General features: G+C 66.9%; 17 protein-coding genes. 4 read left to right on the forward strand and 13 right to left on the reverse strand.

The genetic code is table 11. From position 1 onward, the window contains the following. Window positions 1-46 precede the first annotated feature (46 nt). Entirely contained in the window at window positions 47-2,323 is a 2,277-nt protein-coding gene (locus SPHME3_RS0101720; RefSeq protein ID WP_017977580.1) for a glycosyltransferase family 4 protein, read from the reverse strand. Between the two features lie 123 nt (window positions 2,324-2,446). Next, complete coding sequence (gene queF, locus SPHME3_RS0101725; RefSeq protein WP_017977579.1) at window positions 2,447-2,893, reverse strand: preQ(1) synthase; 447 nt, start codon at window positions 2,891-2,893, stop codon at window positions 2,447-2,449. Window positions 2,894-2,922: 29 nt separating this feature from the next. Here queF and SPHME3_RS0101730 point away from each other — a divergent pair, with 29 nt between their 5' ends. The 3 genes from SPHME3_RS0101730 to metC all read left to right on the forward strand — a co-directional run bounded on the left by SPHME3_RS0101730 (window position 2,923) and on the right by metC (window position 6,593). Further along, complete coding sequence (locus SPHME3_RS0101730) at window positions 2,923-4,467, forward strand: cryptochrome/photolyase family protein (RefSeq protein WP_024310440.1); 1,545 nt, start codon at window positions 2,923-2,925, stop codon at window positions 4,465-4,467. A 67-nt stretch (window positions 4,468-4,534) separates the two neighbouring features. Further along, window positions 4,535-5,389 (forward strand): 3-mercaptopyruvate sulfurtransferase, encoded by an 855-nt coding sequence (gene sseA, locus SPHME3_RS0101735; RefSeq protein ID WP_017977577.1) that lies wholly within the window; start codon window positions 4,535-4,537, stop codon window positions 5,387-5,389. Beyond that, window positions 5,379-6,593 (forward strand): cystathionine beta-lyase, encoded by a 1,215-nt coding sequence (gene metC, locus SPHME3_RS0101740; RefSeq protein WP_017977576.1) that lies wholly within the window; start codon window positions 5,379-5,381, stop codon window positions 6,591-6,593. Before sseA ends, metC begins: the two co-directional genes overlap by 11 nt. 377 nt (window positions 6,594-6,970) lie before the next feature. Here the strand turns inward: metC and SPHME3_RS0101745 are convergent, their stop codons facing one another. From SPHME3_RS0101745 to SPHME3_RS0101765, 5 genes are read right to left on the reverse strand one after another with little or no spacing between them, the layout of a single operon-like run. Beyond that, window positions 6,971-7,387 (reverse strand): DUF3035 domain-containing protein, encoded by a 417-nt coding sequence (locus SPHME3_RS0101745; protein ID WP_017977575.1) that lies wholly within the window; start codon window positions 7,385-7,387, stop codon window positions 6,971-6,973. After that, window positions 7,380-7,889: a signal peptidase II gene (gene lspA, locus SPHME3_RS0101750; RefSeq protein WP_017977574.1), complete on the reverse strand. Its 510-nt coding sequence runs from the start codon at window positions 7,887-7,889 to the stop codon at window positions 7,380-7,382. The genes SPHME3_RS0101745 and lspA overlap by 8 nt, the downstream gene beginning before the upstream one ends. After that, entirely contained in the window at window positions 7,882-10,671 is a 2,790-nt protein-coding gene (gene ileS, locus SPHME3_RS0101755; RefSeq protein WP_017977573.1) for an isoleucine--tRNA ligase, read from the reverse strand. Before ileS ends, lspA begins: the two co-directional genes overlap by 8 nt. A gap of 39 nt (window positions 10,672-10,710) precedes the next feature. Next, window positions 10,711-11,649 carry a bifunctional riboflavin kinase/FAD synthetase gene (locus tag SPHME3_RS0101760; protein ID WP_017977572.1) on the reverse strand — a complete coding sequence of 313 codons (939 nt, stop codon included), beginning with the start codon at window positions 11,647-11,649 and terminating at the stop codon, window positions 10,711-10,713. Between the two features lie 12 nt (window positions 11,650-11,661). After that, on the reverse strand, window positions 11,662-12,879 hold the full coding sequence (locus SPHME3_RS0101765) for a dipeptidase (protein ID WP_017977571.1): 1,218 nt from the start codon (window positions 12,877-12,879) through the stop codon (window positions 11,662-11,664). A 323-nt stretch (window positions 12,880-13,202) separates the two neighbouring features. On the opposite strand from SPHME3_RS0101765, the gene SPHME3_RS20590 reads away from it, so the two are divergent. Then, on the forward strand, window positions 13,203-13,448 hold the full coding sequence (locus SPHME3_RS20590; RefSeq protein ID WP_018250520.1) for an energy transducer TonB: 246 nt from the start codon (window positions 13,203-13,205) through the stop codon (window positions 13,446-13,448). Between the two features lie 15 nt (window positions 13,449-13,463). Here SPHME3_RS20590 and SPHME3_RS21235 read toward each other — a convergent pair whose 3' ends face one another. From SPHME3_RS21235 to SPHME3_RS0101800, 6 genes are all read right to left on the reverse strand, one after another. Then, window positions 13,464-13,622, reverse strand: a complete 159-nt coding sequence (locus SPHME3_RS21235) for a hypothetical protein (protein ID WP_017977569.1) — start codon at window positions 13,620-13,622, stop codon at window positions 13,464-13,466. A 9-nt stretch (window positions 13,623-13,631) separates the two neighbouring features. Further along, complete coding sequence (locus SPHME3_RS21240; protein ID WP_017977568.1) at window positions 13,632-13,790, reverse strand: hypothetical protein; 159 nt, start codon at window positions 13,788-13,790, stop codon at window positions 13,632-13,634. Between the two features lie 2 nt (window positions 13,791-13,792). Next, the gene (cobT, locus tag SPHME3_RS0101785; RefSeq protein WP_017977567.1) at window positions 13,793-15,619 is read right to left on the reverse strand and encodes a cobaltochelatase subunit CobT; all 1,827 of its coding nucleotides are present in this window, start codon (window positions 15,617-15,619) and stop codon (window positions 13,793-13,795) included. Window positions 15,620-15,627: 8 nt separating this feature from the next. Next, on the reverse strand, window positions 15,628-16,632 hold the full coding sequence (cobS, locus tag SPHME3_RS0101790) for a cobaltochelatase subunit CobS (protein ID WP_017977566.1): 1,005 nt from the start codon (window positions 16,630-16,632) through the stop codon (window positions 15,628-15,630). A 124-nt stretch (window positions 16,633-16,756) separates the two neighbouring features. After that, a complete protein-coding gene (locus SPHME3_RS0101795; protein ID WP_017977565.1) occupies window positions 16,757-17,236 on the reverse strand; it encodes a dihydrofolate reductase in 480 nt (159 codons plus the stop codon). Beyond that, window positions 17,233-18,027 (reverse strand): thymidylate synthase, encoded by a 795-nt coding sequence (locus tag SPHME3_RS0101800; RefSeq protein WP_017977564.1) that lies wholly within the window; start codon window positions 18,025-18,027, stop codon window positions 17,233-17,235. Before SPHME3_RS0101800 ends, SPHME3_RS0101795 begins: the two co-directional genes overlap by 4 nt. Window positions 18,028-18,117 lie beyond the last annotated feature (90 nt).

Below are 18,117 nucleotides of genomic sequence, written 5' to 3' on the forward strand. Positions count from 1 at the left end.
CAGAACCCTCGTCGACCGGTCGTTATGACGCCGTCACCCGATCGTATCAGGCGACGGCGCGCGATGTCCCTGCCACGCCTTGGGTCGCCTTTGAAAGCCCCGAAATCGCACAACTTGCCAGCTGCAGCGCCAGGATCGACTCCGCACCCTGATTGCGATTGAGACCGGTCGGCATCAGGCCGTCGAAACAGCCTCCGTCCGCCGCCGTCGCCAGCGGCAGGTCGAGATCGTTATGGCCGAGATACCAGCCATACGCCCGCTCCGCCTCGGCAACCCAGCGGGCGTCGCCTGTCGCTCGCCAGGCGGCGAGACAAGCATCGACCGTCGCCTGCGCCTCCAGCGGCTGCTGATCGAACTGCAACGGATCGGCATAGGGGCGATGGAAGCTCTCCGTGCCCACCGCGCGGAAGCGCCCCTCCGGCGACGTCTGCTTGGCGACGATCCAGTCGAGCGTCTCCAGCCCGCAATCGATCAGGTCCTGTCGGCCCAGCGCCTGACCGGCAACGACCAGCGCCTGCGGCAGGCGCGCGTTGTCATAGGCCAGCACGATCTCGAACCAGCGCCATTCCGGGCGGCGCGCCGCCGCCAGCAGTGCGAGATGGTCGTCCGGGAAGCGTTGGAGGATCGACCGCGCGAGCTCGTGCCCCGGCGACGTCTCCAGCATTGCTGCGGCACCCAGCATCGCGAACGATTGCGCGCGCAGCGACCCCAGCTCCAGCGCCAGACTGGCGGTGCGATCGAACATCGTCCGCGCCCAGTCGCGATGCTTGGCGTCCTTGCCGTCTCGCGCGGTGACACCGAGCGCCCAGATCGCGCGGCCGTTGGAATCCTCAGAACCCACGTCTTCGCACCAGGTCCGGTCGAAGTTCATGAAGTTGCGAAACCGTCGTGCCTCCGGATTCCAGGCGTACTGAATGAACGAGGCATAGATCGTCGTCCATTTGTCCCGCGCCACGGGATCCAGATCGTCCATCGCGCTCATCAGCATCAACGCGCGGGCGTTATCGTCGATGCAATAACCATGGCGGCGATCGGGCACCGAATAGATCGAATGCTGGAGCATGCCGGTCGCGTCACTCATCCGCTCGACCGCCGCAAAATTGGGCTCCAGCGCGCGCAGGCCATGCGGCGCCGACTGGGCGAGGCGGCGCGGCCGCGAGGCGACGGCGACCTCCAGCTCGTGCAGCGCCGATTCGGCGAGCCGGGGCCAGATCATCGTGCGACCGCGATCGTAGGCGCGCTGCGCCAGCCGCGTCCGGTCCCGCTTGCTCGACAGCAGGCGATCGATCTCGCGCGCGAAGGCGGCGACGTCGCGGAAGTCGACCAACACGCCATGACCATCCGCCAGAATCTCCGTCGCATGGACGTAGGGCGTCGAAACGACCGCCTTACCAACACCGACCGCATAGGACAGCGTTCCACTCGTGATCTGCGCGGGATTGAGATAGGGCGTCGCGTAGATGTCGGCGGCCTGCAGATAGTCGAGCAGTTCGTCATGCTCGACGAAGCCGTCGATGAACGCGACATTGTCGCCGACACCCAGCTGATCGGCGAGCGCCTTCAGCCGATCGCGATAGGCCTCGCCTTCATGCGCAACGAGATTGGGATGGGTGGCACCCAGTACCGCATAGAGCAGGTTGGGATGCCGCTCCGCGATTGCGGGCAGCGCCTCGATGATCGTCTCGATGCCCTTGCCGGGCGCGAGCAGGCCGAAGGTCAGCACGACATCGCGTCCCTGCCAGCCGAAGCGGGGCTTCAACGTCTCGGGATCGACGAACGCGCGGTCGGGCACACCGTGCGGGATCATCGCGATCTGGCGCGGATTTGCGCCATAGACGCGGCGCAGGATGTCGCGACCGCGCTCGGCCATCACCACGATCTTGGCGGCTCGATGCAACAGGCCTTCCAACACGCGACGCTCGTCGGCGTTCGGCTTTTCCAGGACCGTATGCAGGGTTACGATGACCGGCAAAGTGGTGCGATCGAGCAGGCTGAGCAGATGCTCGCCGGCCGGCCCGCCGTAGATACCATATTCGTGCTGCACCCAGATCGCCTGCGCGCCGCTTGCCTCGATCGTGCGCGCCGTCGACAGATAGGCGGACAAATCATGCTGCGGGATCGTCCCCGTCACCGCCGGGGGATAGGCGTACCGGCCCGGATGATCGTCCATCGCATAGACGTCGACCTGCACGTCAGGAAAGCGATCGCGCATCGCCTGCCACACGTCGGTCGTGAACGTCGCCAGACCACATTGGCGCGGCAGGAAGTTCCCGATCAAGGCCAGATGCCGGATCGCGTCACCCTGTGCTGCCGTGGTCACCATACCTCATCCTTCGCTGGCGCAACATTACGGGCAGAGCCGCAACCTTGCCGAGGGATGAACAGCCGATCGGCCGAAAGGTTGCACTCATGTTGCAGCGCAACCTGGCAATGATGCTGATCTCGATCAACCTCGCCCGCGATAGGACGCAACGCCTTGATCGGGCAGCCACAGGTCCGCCGGCGGCGCGCTCGACTGCCAGAAGACGTCGATGGGAATGCCCCCGCGGGGATACCAATAGCCGCCGATCCGCAGCCATTGCGGCTTCATCTCGTCGAACAGCCGCTGACCGATGCCGACGGTGCAATCCTCGTGAAAGGCCGCGTGGTTGCGGAAGCTGCCGAGGAACAGCTTCAGCGACTTCGATTCGACGATCGTGTCGCCCGGCACATAGTCCAGGACAAGGTGCGCGAAGTCGGGCTGCCCCGTCACCGGGCACAGTGACGTGAATTCGGGCACCGCAAACCGGACGAGATAGGTCGTACCAAGACGCGGATTGGGAACATAATCGAGCACCGCTTCTTCGGGAGAAGCGGGCAGCTGGCTGGTCTGGCCAAGATGCATCGGGGTCATGGCGGCCCATGTAGGAGACGCGAGGCCGGATGAAAACGCTTGTTCCCGTATTGGGCGACCAGTTGACGCCCACGCTGTCCGCGCTCCGCGATGCCGACCCGGATGACACGATCGTGCTGATGATGGAGGTCGGTGACGAGACGACCTACGTCCGCCATCACAAGCAGAAGATCGCCTATATCCTGTCCGCGATGCGCCACCATGCCAAGGCGCTGGAAAAGGCCGGATGGACGGTCGATTACGTCAAGCTCGACGATCCCGACAATGCCGGCAGCTTCACCGGCGAAATCGCGCGCGCGGTGGAGCGGCACGCGCCCGAACGGATCGTCGTGACCGAGGCCGGCGAATGGCGCGTCGCGGCGATGCTGGAGAGTTGGGAAACGATCTTCGGCATCCCCGTCGAGATCCGCGCCGACGACCGCTTCGTCGCCACGCATGCCGAATTCGACGCCTGGGCCAGTGAGCGCAAGCAGCTGACCATGGAGTTCTTCTATCGCGACATGCGCCGCAAGACCGGGCTGCTGATGGACGGCAAGAAACCCGTCGGCGACCGCTGGAACTTCGACAAGGAGAATCGCAAGCCCGCCAAGGCGGACCTGTTCATGCCGCAGCCGCATGTCTTCAAACCCGACGCGATTACCAAGGACGTGCTGGTGCTGGTGGCGGAGCGCTTTGCCGACCACCCCGGCACGCTCGACGGCTTCGCTTATGCCGTCACCGCCAAGGATGCCGAGAAACAGGCTGCCTATTTCCTGGCCAAGGCGCTGCCGCAGTTCGGCGATTACGAGGACGCGATGCTGACCGGCGAGCGCTATCTGTGGCACTCGATCCTGTCGCCCTACATCAATTCGGGCCTGCTCGATCCGCTCGACCTGTGCCGCCGCGCGGAAGCCGAATATCGCGCCGGCCGTGCGCCGCTCAACTCCGTCGAGGGCTATATTCGCCAGATCATCGGATGGCGGGAATATATGCGCGGCATCTATTGGCGCGAGGGGCCCGACTATGTGACCCGCAACTTCCTCAACCATAAGCGCAAGCTGCCCGGCTGGTATTGGACCGGCGACACCGACATGCACTGCCTGAAGGAAGCGATCGGCCAGACGCTGGAGACCGCGCACGCGCATCACATCCAGCGGCTGATGGTGACCGGCAATTTCGCACTATTGATCGGCGCCGATCCGGCCGAGGTGCATCGCTGGTATTTGGAAGTCTATGTCGACGCCTATGAGTGGGTCGAGCTGCCCAACACGCTCGGCATGAGCCAGTTCGGCGACGGTGGTCTGCTGGGGTCGAAGCCGTACATCTCGTCGGGCGCGTATATCGACCGGATGAGCGATTACTGCGGGCAGTGCCGCTACGACGTGAAGAAGCGGGTGGGCGAGGATGCCTGCCCGTATAACGCCCTCTACTGGGATTTCCTCGCGCGGCACGAAGGCAAGCTTGGCGATAACCAGCGGCTGCGCATGCCGTACGCGACATGGAAGAAGCAAAGCGCGCAATCTCGTAATGAAACACGCGCCCAAGCTAAAACTTTCTTACAGAGCCTCGACACTGCAGGCGAATCCGGTTATTGAGACATCCGGGCACTCCTCCCCAGCGTAGCCCGAGCGTGAACGTGCAAACGTGAATGGAGAGAGTGTGATGGACGCGTTGGTGACGACCGAATGGCTGGCCGCAGAGATGGGCGCAAGCGACCTGCGGATCGTCGATGCCACTTATGTGGACGCCGCGCTGGGTCGCGATGCGGCAGCGGAGTATGAGGCTGCGCACATCCCCGGCGCCGTATTCATGAATCTCGGCGAGCTGCGCGATACCGACAGCAATCTGCCGATGATGCTGCCCTCCGCCGAAAAGTTCGCCAGCCGCATGCAGAGCCTGGGGCTGGGCGATGGCAGCCGCATCGTCCTCTACGACAATTCCCCCTGGCATACCGCAGCGCGCGCATGGTGGATGTTGCGCACGTTCGGCGCCCATGATGTCGCGATCCTCGACGGCGGCCTCGCCAAATGGCAGGCCGAGGGGCGTGAGACGGCGAGCGGCAAGGAACAGCTGCGCCACCGCCACTTCACCGTCTGGGCGGACAGGAAGACCGTGCGCGACCTCGACCAGATGAAGGCGAACGTCGACAGCCGGGCCGAACAGGTGCTCGACGCCCGATCGGCGGCGCGGTTCACCGGCGAGGAACCCGATCCACGCCCCGCGACGCACGCCGGCCATATCCCCGGATCGAAGAACCTGCCGTACACCGGCATCTTCAACGCTGATGGCACCTGGAAACAGGGTGACGCGCTGCGGGCCGCGTTCGAGGGTGCAGGCGTCGATCTAGACAAACCCATTACGCTGACCTGCGGTTCGGGCATCACCGCATCCACGCTGGCATTCGGTCTGCACTTGCTGGGCAAGGATTCGGCGCTGTACGACGGCAGCTGGTCGGAATGGGGAGCGGATCGCTCGACGCCCAAGGCCATGGGAGCCAAGGAAGCCGTTGACGCGTAACTCCGACGACGAAACCTCCCCGGAAGCTCGCCTGGGCGATGCCACGCGCGTCGTCCAGGCGGGCCGCCGCCCCGAATGGACCGCTGGGATCGTCAATCCGCCGGTCTGGCGGGCCTCGACCATCCTCTACGACACCATCGCCGATCTGCGCGCCAACGGGCACGGCGACACGCACCACCGCCTCTATTACGGCCGCCGCGGTACGCCGACGCAATGGAGCCTCGCCGATGCGCTGACGAGCCTGGAGCCGGGGGCGGAGGCGACGTTCCTCTACCCCTCTGGCGTCGCGGCGATCGCCGCGGCGTTGCTGTCCGTCCTGTCGCCGGGCGACGAGCTGCTGCTGGTCGACAGCGCCTATGACCCGACGCGGGGACAGGCGATGCAGCTGTTGAAGCGGTTCGGCGTCGCCACCCGCTTCTACGATCCGCTGATCGGTGCGGGGATCGAACAGCTCATCGGCCCCGCGACCAAGGCGATCTTCCTCGAAAGCCCGGGCAGCCTGACCTTCGAGGTGCAGGACCTGCCCGCCATCGTCGCCGTCGCCAAGCGCCACGGCTTGACGACGATGCTCGACAACACCTGGGCGACGCCGCTGTTCTTCCCGGCGATCGAGAAGGGCATCGACCTCACCATCCTCGCCGCGACGAAATACGTCGTCGGGCATAGCGACGTGATGCTGGGGTCGGTGACCGCCGCGCCCGGCCAATATACGGCGCTGCGCGACGTCAGCTATCAATTGGGGCAGGTGACGTCGCCCGATGACGCCTGGCTCGGCAGCCGCGGCCTGCGCACCATGGCGGTCCGGCTCGCCCAGCATCAGAAAAGCGCACTGGCCATCGCGCAATGGCTGTCGACCCGGCCCGAGGTTGCGCAGGTGCTCCACCCTGCCCTGCCGTCCTGCCCCGGCCACGACTATTGGGTGCGCGACTTTAAGGGATCGAGCGGGCTGTTTTCCTTCGTGCTCAACGGCGGCAACGAGGCGGCGCGGGCCGCGCTGATCGACGCGCTCGACCATTTCGGCATCGGCTATAGCTGGGGCGGGTTCGAAAGCCTCGCCATCCCCGCGGATCCGGCGCGCATCCGCACCGCGGCGCCGCGAGACTATGCCGGGCCGCTGGTCCGCCTGCAGATCGGTCTGGAAGACCCGGACGATCTGATCGCCGATCTCGACCGGGGACTCGCCGCGTTTCGCGCGCGTGCCTGACCGGGCGAGCGCTGCTGCCTCCGCGGCGGCACCATAGACAAGATGAACACCTTAACGGAAACGTTCGGGGTTCATCGTTTCCAATAGGCTCATGTCAAACGGCGCAATGACTCGTCGTTCCGCGCCACGGCGGAGTGACGTCCGGCCGAACCTGAGCCGTCATCGCGAACGTAGCGCGGCGATCCAGGGCGTCCTGGTCCGGCTCTGGATGGCTTCGCTGCGCTTGCCATGACGGACTGATCTGAAGTCCGTCCCGCTCCATAGCGGAATGGTCAGATGTAGGACGGCGTGGGCGACTCCGGCCGCCCTTCAAACGACTTACCCGACCGTCGATTCTATCGACGGTCGGGCAGCGTGTCCCGGACTCGGGGGAAGCGTTACTTCTTGGTCGCCGCCGCGCGCGCGTCCTGGCCGTCGCCTTCGGGGGCGGCGACGATGTCGCGCGTCGTCGCGCCCTTGTCGACGACGTTGGTCTGCGGGTCACCGACCTCGGAACGGATGCCGGCATCCGCCGCATCGCCGCCGGCCTGGTTGACGACGCCATTCTCCGCGGCGCTGCGTGCCGTGTTGCCGCCGAACAGCGCGTCGAGCGTCTGCGCGGTCGCCTGATTGTCCTGCGGGCGGGCGGCGCCCGGCTGCGGCGGGACCAATGCGAAATCGGGCGGGATCACCAGCGGCGCCTGACGCGCGACGGCGAATTCGTCGGGACGCGCACGGTCGTAGCCGCGCTTGCCGCAGCCCGAGAGGAGAACGACGCAGGCGAGGCCGGCGAGAATCGGAACTGACTTACGCATGGGGATTCTCCGAGGGAATGTCGCGCTTGTCGCGCATCAGGAGCGCGCGGACAAGCAGCACCAGCACGCCGAGGGTGATCGCGGCATCCGCGACGTTGAAGACGAGGAACGGCTGCCATCCGCCGAAGTGCAGATCGGCGAAATCGACGACGTAGCCAAGCCGCACACGGTCGGCGATATTGCCGAGCGCCCCGCCCAGGATCGCGCCTAGCGCAATGCGATCCACGCGATTGGTTTCGCGCGTCATCCACACCGCGACGGCCAGCGCGATCGCGCTGGTCATCGCGACCAGCGCCCACCGCGTGGTGTTGGTGTCGGCATGGAGATACCCCAGCGAAATGCCGCGGTTGGCGACAAAGCGCAGGTTGAAGAACGGCGTGACGTAGCGTTCGGCTGTCAGCTCGTTGAGCTGCAGCACATCGGTGACGCCAAACTTCGTCGCCTGGTCGACGACGAACAGCAGCGCGGCGGTGACGAGGCCGGCGACGGGAAGATTACGCATGGCCGACAACGCTCTCGCACCGCGCGCACAGGTCACCGTCCACTGCGACGTCGGGCAGGTGGCGCCAGCAGCGGCCGCATTTGTGATAGTCGGTGCGCGTCACCGTCACCTCGTCGCCCTCACTCACCCGCGCGACGATGAACGTCTCGGCGAGCGCCGCCGCGTCGAGCGGCATCTCGGGCACGGTCACTTCGGCTTCTAGGCTCGACTTCACCTTCTTCTCGCGGCGCAGCGGCTCGATCGCCTCGGTGACGCTCGCACGCAAGGAGCGGACGTCGGCCCAGTCGGTGCCAAGCGGCTCGTCGCCCGGCAGCGCGGGCAGTTCGGGCCATTCGAGGAAATGCACCGACCCGTCCTCGCTCGGGAAGCGGGCCTGCCACACCTCCTCGGCGGTAAAGCACAGGATGGGCGCGGCATAGCGGACGAGCGCGTGGAACAGCACGTCAAGCACGGTGCGATAGGCGCGACGCTTGGGGTCGGTCGCCGCATCGCAATAGAGCGAATCCTTGCGGATATCGAAGAAGAAGGCCGACAGGTCCTCGTTCGCGAAATCGGTCAGGCGGCGCAGGTAGCGGTTGAGCTCATACGCCTCCGCCGCCTCGCGCAGGTCCATGTCGAGCTGGCCGAGCAGGGTGAGGACGTAGCGCTCCAGTTCCGGCATCGCCTCGACCGGCACGCGCTCCGCCTCGGTGAAGCCATCGAGCGCGCCGAGCAGGTAGCGGAAGGTGTTGCGCAGCTTGCGATAGCCGTCGGATGCCGTGCCCAGTACCTCCTTGCCGATACGCACGTCGTCGAAATAGTCGGTCGAGGCGACCCACATGCGCAGGATGTCCGCGCCGCTTTCGCCGATCACCTTCAGCGGGTCGACCACGTTGCCGAGGCTCTTCGACATCTTGCGCCCCTGCCCGTCGAGCGCGAAGCCGTGCGTCAGCACCGCGTCATAGGGCGCGCGGCCACGCGTGCCGCAGCTTTCGAGCAGCGACGACTGGAACCAGCCACGATGCTGGTCGCTGCCTTCGAGGTACAGATTGGCGCGCACGTCGGCGCCGTAACGCGCCTCGACGGTGAAGACGTGCGTCGAGCCGCTGTCGAACCACACGTCAAGGATGTCGTTCTGCGGTTCGAAGTCGGCGAGGTCGTAATCGGCACCGAGCAGCGTCTGGTGGTCTGCGGTGAACCACGCATCCGCACCGCCATCGCGGAAGGCGGCGACGATGCGCGCGTTGACCGCAGCGTCGTTCAGATACTCCCCGGTCGTACGGTTGACGTAGAGCGCGATCGGCACGCCCCAGGCGCGCTGGCGGCTGATGACCCAGTCCGGGCGCCCCTCCACCATCGAGCGGATGCGGTTGCGGCTGCGTTCGGGCACCCAGCGCGTATGCTCGATCGCATCGAGCGCGGTTTCGCGCAGCGTCGCGCCGTTGCTGGCGCGGCCCTCGCCATCATTCAGGATCGCGCGGTCCATCGGGATGAACCATTGCGGCGTCGCGCGGAAGATCACCTTCGCCTTCGACCGCCACGAATGCGGGTAGCTGTGCGCGAAATCGTCGCTCGCCGACAACAGCGCGCCCGCCGCGCGCAGGTCCGAACAGATCGGGCCTTCGGCGCTGGTGAACTTCTTGTTGATGACGCTGCCCTGCCCGCCGAGCCATGCCCAGTCCGGCCGGTACATGCCCGCGCCATCGACCGCGAACACGGGGTCGATGCCGTTCGCCTTGCACAGCAGGAAGTCGTCCTCGCCATGATCGGGCGCCATGTGGACGAGGCCGGTGCCGGCATCGCGCGTCACGAACTCGCCCGCCAGGAACGGCCGCGGCTTGGCGAAGAAGCCGCCGAGGCCATGCATCGGATGCTTCGCCGTCGCGCCTTCCAGCACCGCGCCCTTCACCAGCGCGATAAATTCTTCCATCTTCAGGCCGGTGCGCTTCATGAACGCACCCATCAGGTTTTCCTCGACGAGGAAACGCCGGCCGCCGCAGCCGAAGAGGATGTAATCGAGCGCCGGATTATAGGCGAGCGCCTGGTTGACGGGAATCGTCCACGGCGTCGTCGTCCAGATCACCGCTGTCACGCCGACCAGGATGTCGGCTTCGGGCGCGTGGTTGATCTCGAACCCGACGTCGATCTGCGTCGAGACGATGTCCTCATATTCGACTTCGGCTTCGGCCAGCGCGGTCTTTTCGACCGGCGACCACATGACGGGCTTGGCGCCGCGGTACAGCTGGCCGCTTTCGGCGAATTTCAGCAGCTCGCCGACGATCGTCGCCTCGGCGTCGTAATTCATCGTGAGATAGGGGTCGGCCCAGTCGCCCATCACGCCGAGGCGCTGGAACTGGTCGCGCTGCACGCCCACCCATCGATCGGCATAGGCGCGGCATTCGGCGCGGAACTGCGCGACCGGTACCTCGTCCTTATTCTGCTTCTTGGCGCGATACGCCTCTTCGACCTTCCATTCGATCGGCAGGCCGTGGCAGTCCCAGCCGGGCACATAGGGGGCATCCTTGCCCATCAGCGACTGGCTGCGGACGATGATGTCCTTCAGCACCTTGTTCATCGCATGGCCCATGTGGATGTCGCCGTTGGCATAGGGCGGGCCATCGTGAAGCACGAACAAATCCCGGCCCTTACGCTGTTCGCGCAGGCGATCGTACACGCCGATCCGCGCCCAGCGTTCCAGGATCGCGGGCTCCTTCGCGGCGAGGCCCGCCTTCATCGGAAAGTCGGTCTTCGGCAGGAAGACGGTGTCGCGCCAATCTTTGGCAGTGTCGGGCGTGTCGCTCATAGGTCGTTACGGCTTAGCGGCAAGGTGTGAACGTGTCATTCACAATGCTCGGGCCCCAGCGGAGAGCCGCGCCCGCGCCTCGGCACAATCCGCCTCCATCTGGGCGGTGAGCGCGTCGAGGCTGTCGAACTTCGCTTCGGGGCGGATATAGTCGATCAGCGCGACCTCGATCGTCTGTCCGTACAGGTCGCCGGAAAAGTCGAAGAAATAGGGTTCGAGCAATTCCTTGGGCGGATCGAAGGTCGGGCGGATGCCGAGATTGGCGGCGCCCTGCACCTGTCGCCCGTCGGGCAATCGCGCAGTGACGGCATAGATGCCGTAGGCGGGGCGCAGATATTTGCCCATGTCGAGATTGGCGGTGGGATAGCCGATCGTCCGCCCCAGCTTGTCGCCGTGCTGCACGGTGCCTTGAATCGCGAACGGGCGCGTCAGCAGCCGTGCGGCGCCGCGCGGATCGCCGGCGCGCAGCAACTCGCGGATGCGGCTGGACGACACCGTCTCCCCGTCCAGCGTCACGGCACCGACCGTTTCCGCGGTAAAGCCGTGCGCCGTGCCGAGCGCGGCCAGCATCGCGACGTCGCCGCGCTTGCCCTGGCCGAAGGTGAAATCCTCGCCGGTGACGACGCCCGCCACCTGCAACCGCGCCGCCAGCCGCTCGGCAAACGCCTCCGCGGACAAGGCCGCGAGGGCCGCGTCGAAGGCGAAGACGACCATCGCATCCACCCCCGCCGCCGCGAACAGGCGTTCGCGCTGGTCGAGCGTGGTCAGGCGAAAGGGCGGCGTGTCGGGGCGGAAGTGGCGGACGGGGTGCGGATCGAAGGTCGCGACCAGCGCCGGCCGCCCCTCGGCCCGAGCCCGCGCGACCGCCTGCCCGACCACCGCCTGGTGCCCGAGGTGAAAGCCATCGAAATTGCCGAGCGCGACGATCCCCCCGGCCAGATGCGGCGGCACCGTCGAGCCGCCGTCCAGCCGCTCCATGTCATGCGCGCCCTAGGACCGTGGCGCCCCCGGAGCAAGAGCGGGCGCAAGACCGTTTCGCAGGAGCCGCAGCACGTTGCCCCCCATCACCTTAGCGATCTCATCCGGCGTGAAGCCGCGATCGAGCAGTGCCTGCGTGATCCCGACGAGCTGGCTGGTGTCGAACCCGGTCGTCACCGCGCCGTCGAAATCGGAGCCGAGGCCGACGTGGTCGACGCCGACGAGGTCGCGGACATGCGCGATGGCGCGGGCGACGGCGGCGGGATCGGTCGCGCAGACCGCCGCGTCCCAATAGCCGATGCCGACGACCCCGCCGGTCGCGGCGATGCCCTTGATCTCCGCGTCGGTCAGGTTGCGGTTGACGCGGCAGGTCGCCTGCACGCCGCCATGGCTGGAGACGACGGGGCGCCTGGCGACGCGCAGGATGTCGGCGACCGCGGCGTGGCTGGCATGCGCGACGTCGACGATCATGCCCTTCGCTTCCATCGCCGCGATCACCTGTCGGCCGAAAGGCGTCAGGCCGCCCTTGGCGATACCGTGCATCGATCCCGCGACGTCATTGTCGAAGAAATGCGCCATCCCCGCCATGCGAAAGCCCGCCGCATACAGGCGGTCGAGATTGTCGAGCCGCCCTTCGAGGTCCTGCAACCCCTCGATCGACAGCATCGCACCGACCGGCGCGGCGGTGAGGCAATGGTCGCCATAGCATTGCGTCCACGCCTTGCGATCGGCGAGCAGTCGGTCGACGTCGGCGGGCGCGCGCACCAGGCGCAGCTGTCCCCCCGACGCCGCAGCGGCGCGGTCCAGCTTCTCCGCATGCCATAGCGAGCGTTGCAGCAGCGACCCCCAGGTGCGCGGCGGCTGCATCTGCGCGATCGCGAGCAAGGTAATATTGTCGGTGTCGGCACCGTTGGCGTCGTAATTCTGGTGCTTGGGCGTCTTGGTGACCGACGAGAACACCTGGAGCGCGACATTGCCCGCCTGCAACCGCGGCAGGTCGACCTGACCGCGCGAGGCGCGATCGAGCAGGTCGCGACGCCATAGCAACGTATCGGCGTGCATGTCGGCGATGGCGAGCGTGCGGTGCAGCGCGCGGGCCTGCGGCGTCACGCGGATCGGCACAGGTATGACGCGGTTCATCGATCGGTCGATCAATACCGGCGCGATGCCGAAAAAGCCGGCGAGTGCCAGCGCGAGGATCACACCGCCGCCGATCAGCCATTTGCGCATGCCGCCGTCTCCCGCGGGGATCGTCCGCCCCCTGGAGCCGACTATGGGCAATCGCCGGAGCATGAGCCACCCGAAATCGCACCGCGCCGATGGCGCCCCCATCCGCCAAACCGTCAGCCAATCGTAAGCCGGGGTGGCTACGGCTTGGGCGCCGTCGGCGGTACGCGTGCGTCCCCATCCGCCGCACCAGACGAGGATCGACCATGCGTTACCGGATAGTGCCTGCCGCCCTGATCGCCGTCGCCTGCGCCCAACCGGCCCTTGCCCGCCACCACGCCCGCCCACCCCAGCCGGCGGAAGACCCGGCATCGTGGGTTGGCGCCATGGACTATCCCCCCGCCGCGATGCGCATGGGCGAGCAAGGCGATGTCGCCGTAACGCTCGCAGTCGACGCGCAGGGCCGCGTCACCGGCTGCCGGATCGACCAGAGCAGCGGCTTCCCCGACCTCGACACCGGCACCTGCCAGCGCCTGTCCCGCCGCGCACACTTCCAGCCCGCCACGGACGCGCAGGGTCAGCCGACGGCCGGCGTTTACGCCCGCTCCGTCCACTGGCGCTTGCCGGGCTGACCGTCCGTCGTACCGTTAGTGCCGAAACAGCGTCCCGGACCACAGCAGCACACCGACCGGAAACCCCAGACAGGCGACGGCGGATGCGGTTCGCCGCCAGTCTGGGACGACCACGCTCGACAACGCGAGGACGCCGCCCGTCGCGACGAGCAGCGGTGCCGAGAAACACAGCATGGCCATCACTTAGGGCAGGACGTGCGCCGTCGCGTCCGGCGCGTCGAAGGCGAACAGGCCGACGAACGCGATCATCAGCGATGGCACCGCCATCAGCCCCGCCACGATCACGAGCGCGGCCGCGACGCCGCGCGCGATCCAAGGCCGAAATGCCCTCCCCCCGGCCATCCTCACGGCGTATCGAAGAGCGCCGCGAGCTGTTCGATGATCGTGCCGCCCAGCTGTTCGGCATCCATGATCGTGACGGCGCGCGCGTAATAACGCGTGACGTCGTGCCCGATACCGATGGCGACGAGTTCGACCGGACTTTTGCTCTCGATCCAGCCGATGACCTGGCGCAAATGGCGTTCGAGGTAGCTGCCCGAATTGACCGAGAGCGTCGAATCATCGACCGGCGCGCCGTCGCTGATAACCATCAGGATGCGGCGATCCTCGGGCCGCGCGATCAGGCGGTTGTGCGCCCACAGCAGCGCCTCGCCGTCGATATTTTCCTTCAGCAGCCCCTCGCGCATCATCAGGCCGAGGTTGTTGCGCGCACGCCGCCACGGCTCGTCCGCCTTCTTGTAGACGATGTGGCGGATGTCGTTGAGGCGGCCCGGCTGCGGCGGGCGCCCCGCGGCGAGCCACGTCTCGCGGCTCTGCCCGCCCTTCCACGCACGGGTGGTGAAGCCGAGGATCTCGGTCTTCACGCCGCAGCGCTCCAGCGTGCGGGCGAGAATGTCCGCACTGATCGCGGCGATGCCGATCGGGCGGCCGCGCATCGAGCCCGAATTGTCGATCAGCAGCGTGACGACGGTGTCGCGGAAGTCCGTCTCGCGCTCGATCTTGTAGCTCAGCGATTGCGTCGGGTTGACGACGACGCGGGCGAGCCGCGCGGCGTCCAGCATGCCCTCGTCCTGATCGAAGTCCCAGCTGCGCGACTGCTGCGCCATCAACCGGCGCTGCAACCGGTTGGCGAGCTTCGACACCGCCGATTGCAGATGCGCCAGTTGCTGGTCGAGGTAACCGCGCAGCCGCGCCAGTTCGTCGGCGTCGCACAAATCGGTCGCCGCGATCACCTCGTCGAACTGCGTCGTCCACGGCTTGTAGTCGAACTGCGGCATGTAATCGCCGCTCGGCCGATTGGGGCGGACGGGTTGCGTGCCGTCGTCGCCATCCTCGCCCGCCTCGCCGTCGAGGTCGTCCATCGAGTCCTCGCCGAACTCTTCGCCCTCGCTGTCGTCGCTGTCCGACTGCTGCTGTTCGCCGCGCGCGTCGACCTGGCCTTCGCCCTGGCCGGCGTCTTCGTCCTCGCTGTCCTCGCCCTCGTCCTGCTGCTGGTCGTCGGCGCCCTCGTCCTCCGACCCGCCGTCGTCCGCTTCCTCGGGCTTTACCTCGCCCTCGATAAGCTCCAGCTCCGCAAGCATCTTCATCGCGAGGGACTGGAAGGCGCGCTGGTCGTCGAGCGCGAGCGCGAGGCTGGACAGGTCGGTGCGCTGCTCGATCCAGTCGCGCACCAGCGCCAGGCCGGGCGCGGCGGCGGCGGGTGCCTGCTGGCCGGTCAGCGCCTCGCGCACCATCAGCGACAAAGCGGTCGACAGCGGCACCTCCTCGCGCGTGCGGGCGCGGGTGATCGGATCGGCGCGCAACCGCACGTCGAGCGCATGGCGCAGATTGTCGGCGATACCCGCATAGCCGCGGCTGCCCAGCGCCTCGACGCGCGCACCCTCGACCGCGTCGAACACCGCACGCGCCACCGCCTCGGCGGGGGCGTGGCGCAGGTGCATCGCGCTATCGTGATGCTTCAACCGCAGCGCGAACCCGTCGGCGAAACCACGCGCCTCCGCCACCTGCTCGGCCGGCAGCGCGCGCGCGGGCATCGGAATCTTGATATGTTTGCCCGATTGTGACGGCGCATCGGCCGTGAAGGCGAGCTCCACCTCCGGCTCCTCAGCAATCGCCCGCGCGGTGCCGGACAGGACCGCCTTGAACTGGTCGAGAGGGGTTTCGTTCGACACGCCGGCCGTCAAGCCTTCCCCACCACGCTCTCCGGCAGGTCCTTGCCGAAGACGCGCTGGTAATATTCCGCCACCAGCGGCCGTTCGTTCTCGTCGCACTTGTTGAGGAACGACAGGCGGAAGGCGAAGCCGACGTCGCCGAAGATCAGCGTGTTCTGCGCCCAGGTGATGACGGTGCGCGGGCTCATGACGGTCGAGATGTCGCCGTTGATGAAGCCCTTGCGCGTCATATCGGCGACGCGGACCATGTTATCCACCTGCTTCTTGCCTTCGGGCTTGTCGTATTCGCCCGACTTGGCGAGCACGATCTGCGCCTCGGTCGCGGCGGGCAGATAGTTGAGCGTGACGACGATGTTCCAGCGGTCCATCTGGCCCTGGTTGATCTGCTGCGTGCCGTGATACAGGCCGCTCGTGTCGCCGAGGCCGACCGTATTGGCGGTCGCGAACAGGCGGAACCATTTGTTCGGGCGAATGACGCGATTCTGGTCGAGCAGCGTCAGCTTGCCTTCGGTTTCCAGCACGCGCTGGATCACGAACATCACGTCGGGGCGGCCGGCGTCATATTCGTCGAAGACCAGCGCGGTCGGCGTCTGCAGCGCCCAGGGGAGCAGGCCTTCGCGGAATTCGGTGATCTGCTGGCCGTCCTTCAACACGATCGCGTCGCGGCCGATCAGATCGATGCGGCTGATATGCGCGTCGAGGTTGATGCGGATGCACGGCCAGTTGAGGCGCGCCGCAACCTGTTCGATGTGGCTCGATTTGCCGGTGCCGTGATAGCCCTGCACCATCACGCGGCGGTTGTGGGCGAAGCCCGCCAGCACCGCCAGCGTCGTGTCGGGATCGAAGACATAGGCGGGGTCGAGATCGGGGACGCGTTCGTCCGCCTCGCTGAACGCCGGCACTTCCATGTCGCTGTCGATGCCGAACAGGTCGCGGACGCCGACCATCTTGTCGGGGGCGTCGAGGATCGTGGTTTCGCGGCTGTCAGGCTGGGTGTTGGGAATGTCGGTCATCGGGTCGGGGCACCGTTTTCGAAGCGAGGCAAGAGGCAGCCACCCCCAACGCACGAAGCGCGTGAATGACCCACCGGCTACCAGTGGAAACGGATCGCCGCCGCGTCAAGCGATGGCGGTGCCTTCAGTGCGCCGCGTCGGGGCGGACGAGCGTTACGAAGCTGTACGCGGGGCGGTCACCCTCTGCGGGGTGATCCTCGCGGGCCGCCTCACGCCAGCCGTCGAACGGGGGGACGGTGGCGTCGCCGGTGTAGTCGCCGTGGACTTCGGTGAGTTCGATGCGGTCCGCCTGGGGGAGGAACAGCGCGAAGACCTCCGCGCCGCCGATCACCGCGACGTCGTCGCCCGCCAGCGCCAGTGCGGCGGCGGGGCTGTGGGCCACTTCGGCGCCCGCGGCGGTCCAGGCGGGGTCGCGGGTCAGGACGATGTGGCGGCGGCCCGGCAAGGGCGACGGGAAGCTTTCGAACGTCTTGCGCCCCATCACCATCGCGCGGCCCATCGTCTGCGCCTTGAAGCGCTTCAGATCGGCGGGCAGCCGCCAGGGGAGCTGCCCGTCGCGGCCGATGACGCCATTGTCGGCGCGCGCGAGGTGGAAGGTCATCATACGGAGACGGCTGCCTTGATGTGCGGTTGCGCTTCGTAATCGTGCAGGACGAAGTCTTCGTATTCGTACTGATCGATCGCGGGCGGCGTGCGGCGGATTTCGAGGCGGGGCAGCGGGCCGGGCTGGCGGGTCAGCTGCAGCCGCGCCTGGTCGAGGTGGTTGGTGTAAAGGTGGCAATCGCCGCCGGTCCAGATGAACTCGCCGACCTCCAGCTCGCATTGCTGCGCGAGCATGTGGGTGAGCAGCGCATAGCTGGCGATGTTGAACGGCACGCCGAGGAAGATGTCGGCGGAGCGCTGATAGAGTTGCAGCGACAGCCGGCCGTTGGCGACATGCGTCTGGAACAGGCAATGGCACGGCGCCAGCGCCATCGCGTGCAGCTCGCCCGGATTCCACGCCGACACGATCTGGCGGCGCGAGGCGGGCTGCGTTTTGATCTGCTGGATCAGCTCGGCGATCTGGTCGATGTGGCGGCCGTCGCCCGCATCCCAATCGCGCCACTGCTTGCCGTAGACGGGGCCGAGCTCGCCCGCCTCATCCGCCCATTCGTCCCAGATGCTCACCCGCTGCTCCTGCAACCAGCGCACGTTGGTCTGCCCACGCAGAAACCACAGCAGTTCGATGATGATCGAGCGCAGGTGCAGCTTCTTGGTGGTGAGCACGGGGAAGCCCTGGCGCAGATCGAAGCGCATCTGCGCGCCGAAGACGGAGAGCGTGCCGGTGCCGGTCCGGTCCATCTGCTCGGCACCGCTAGTGAGCACGCGGTCCATGAGGTCGAGATATTGGCGCATCCCCGCTGGGTAGCGGAGGCGGGTGCGAGTCGCCACCCCGGCGGGACTTGCTCCGAAACGGATGCGCGTGGCGCTGCACGGCACGGCGCG

The sequence above is a fragment of the Sphingomonas melonis DAPP-PG 224 genome, assembly GCF_000379045.1.
In the GTDB taxonomy this organism is placed as follows: domain Bacteria; phylum Pseudomonadota; class Alphaproteobacteria; order Sphingomonadales; family Sphingomonadaceae; genus Sphingomonas; species Sphingomonas aquatilis.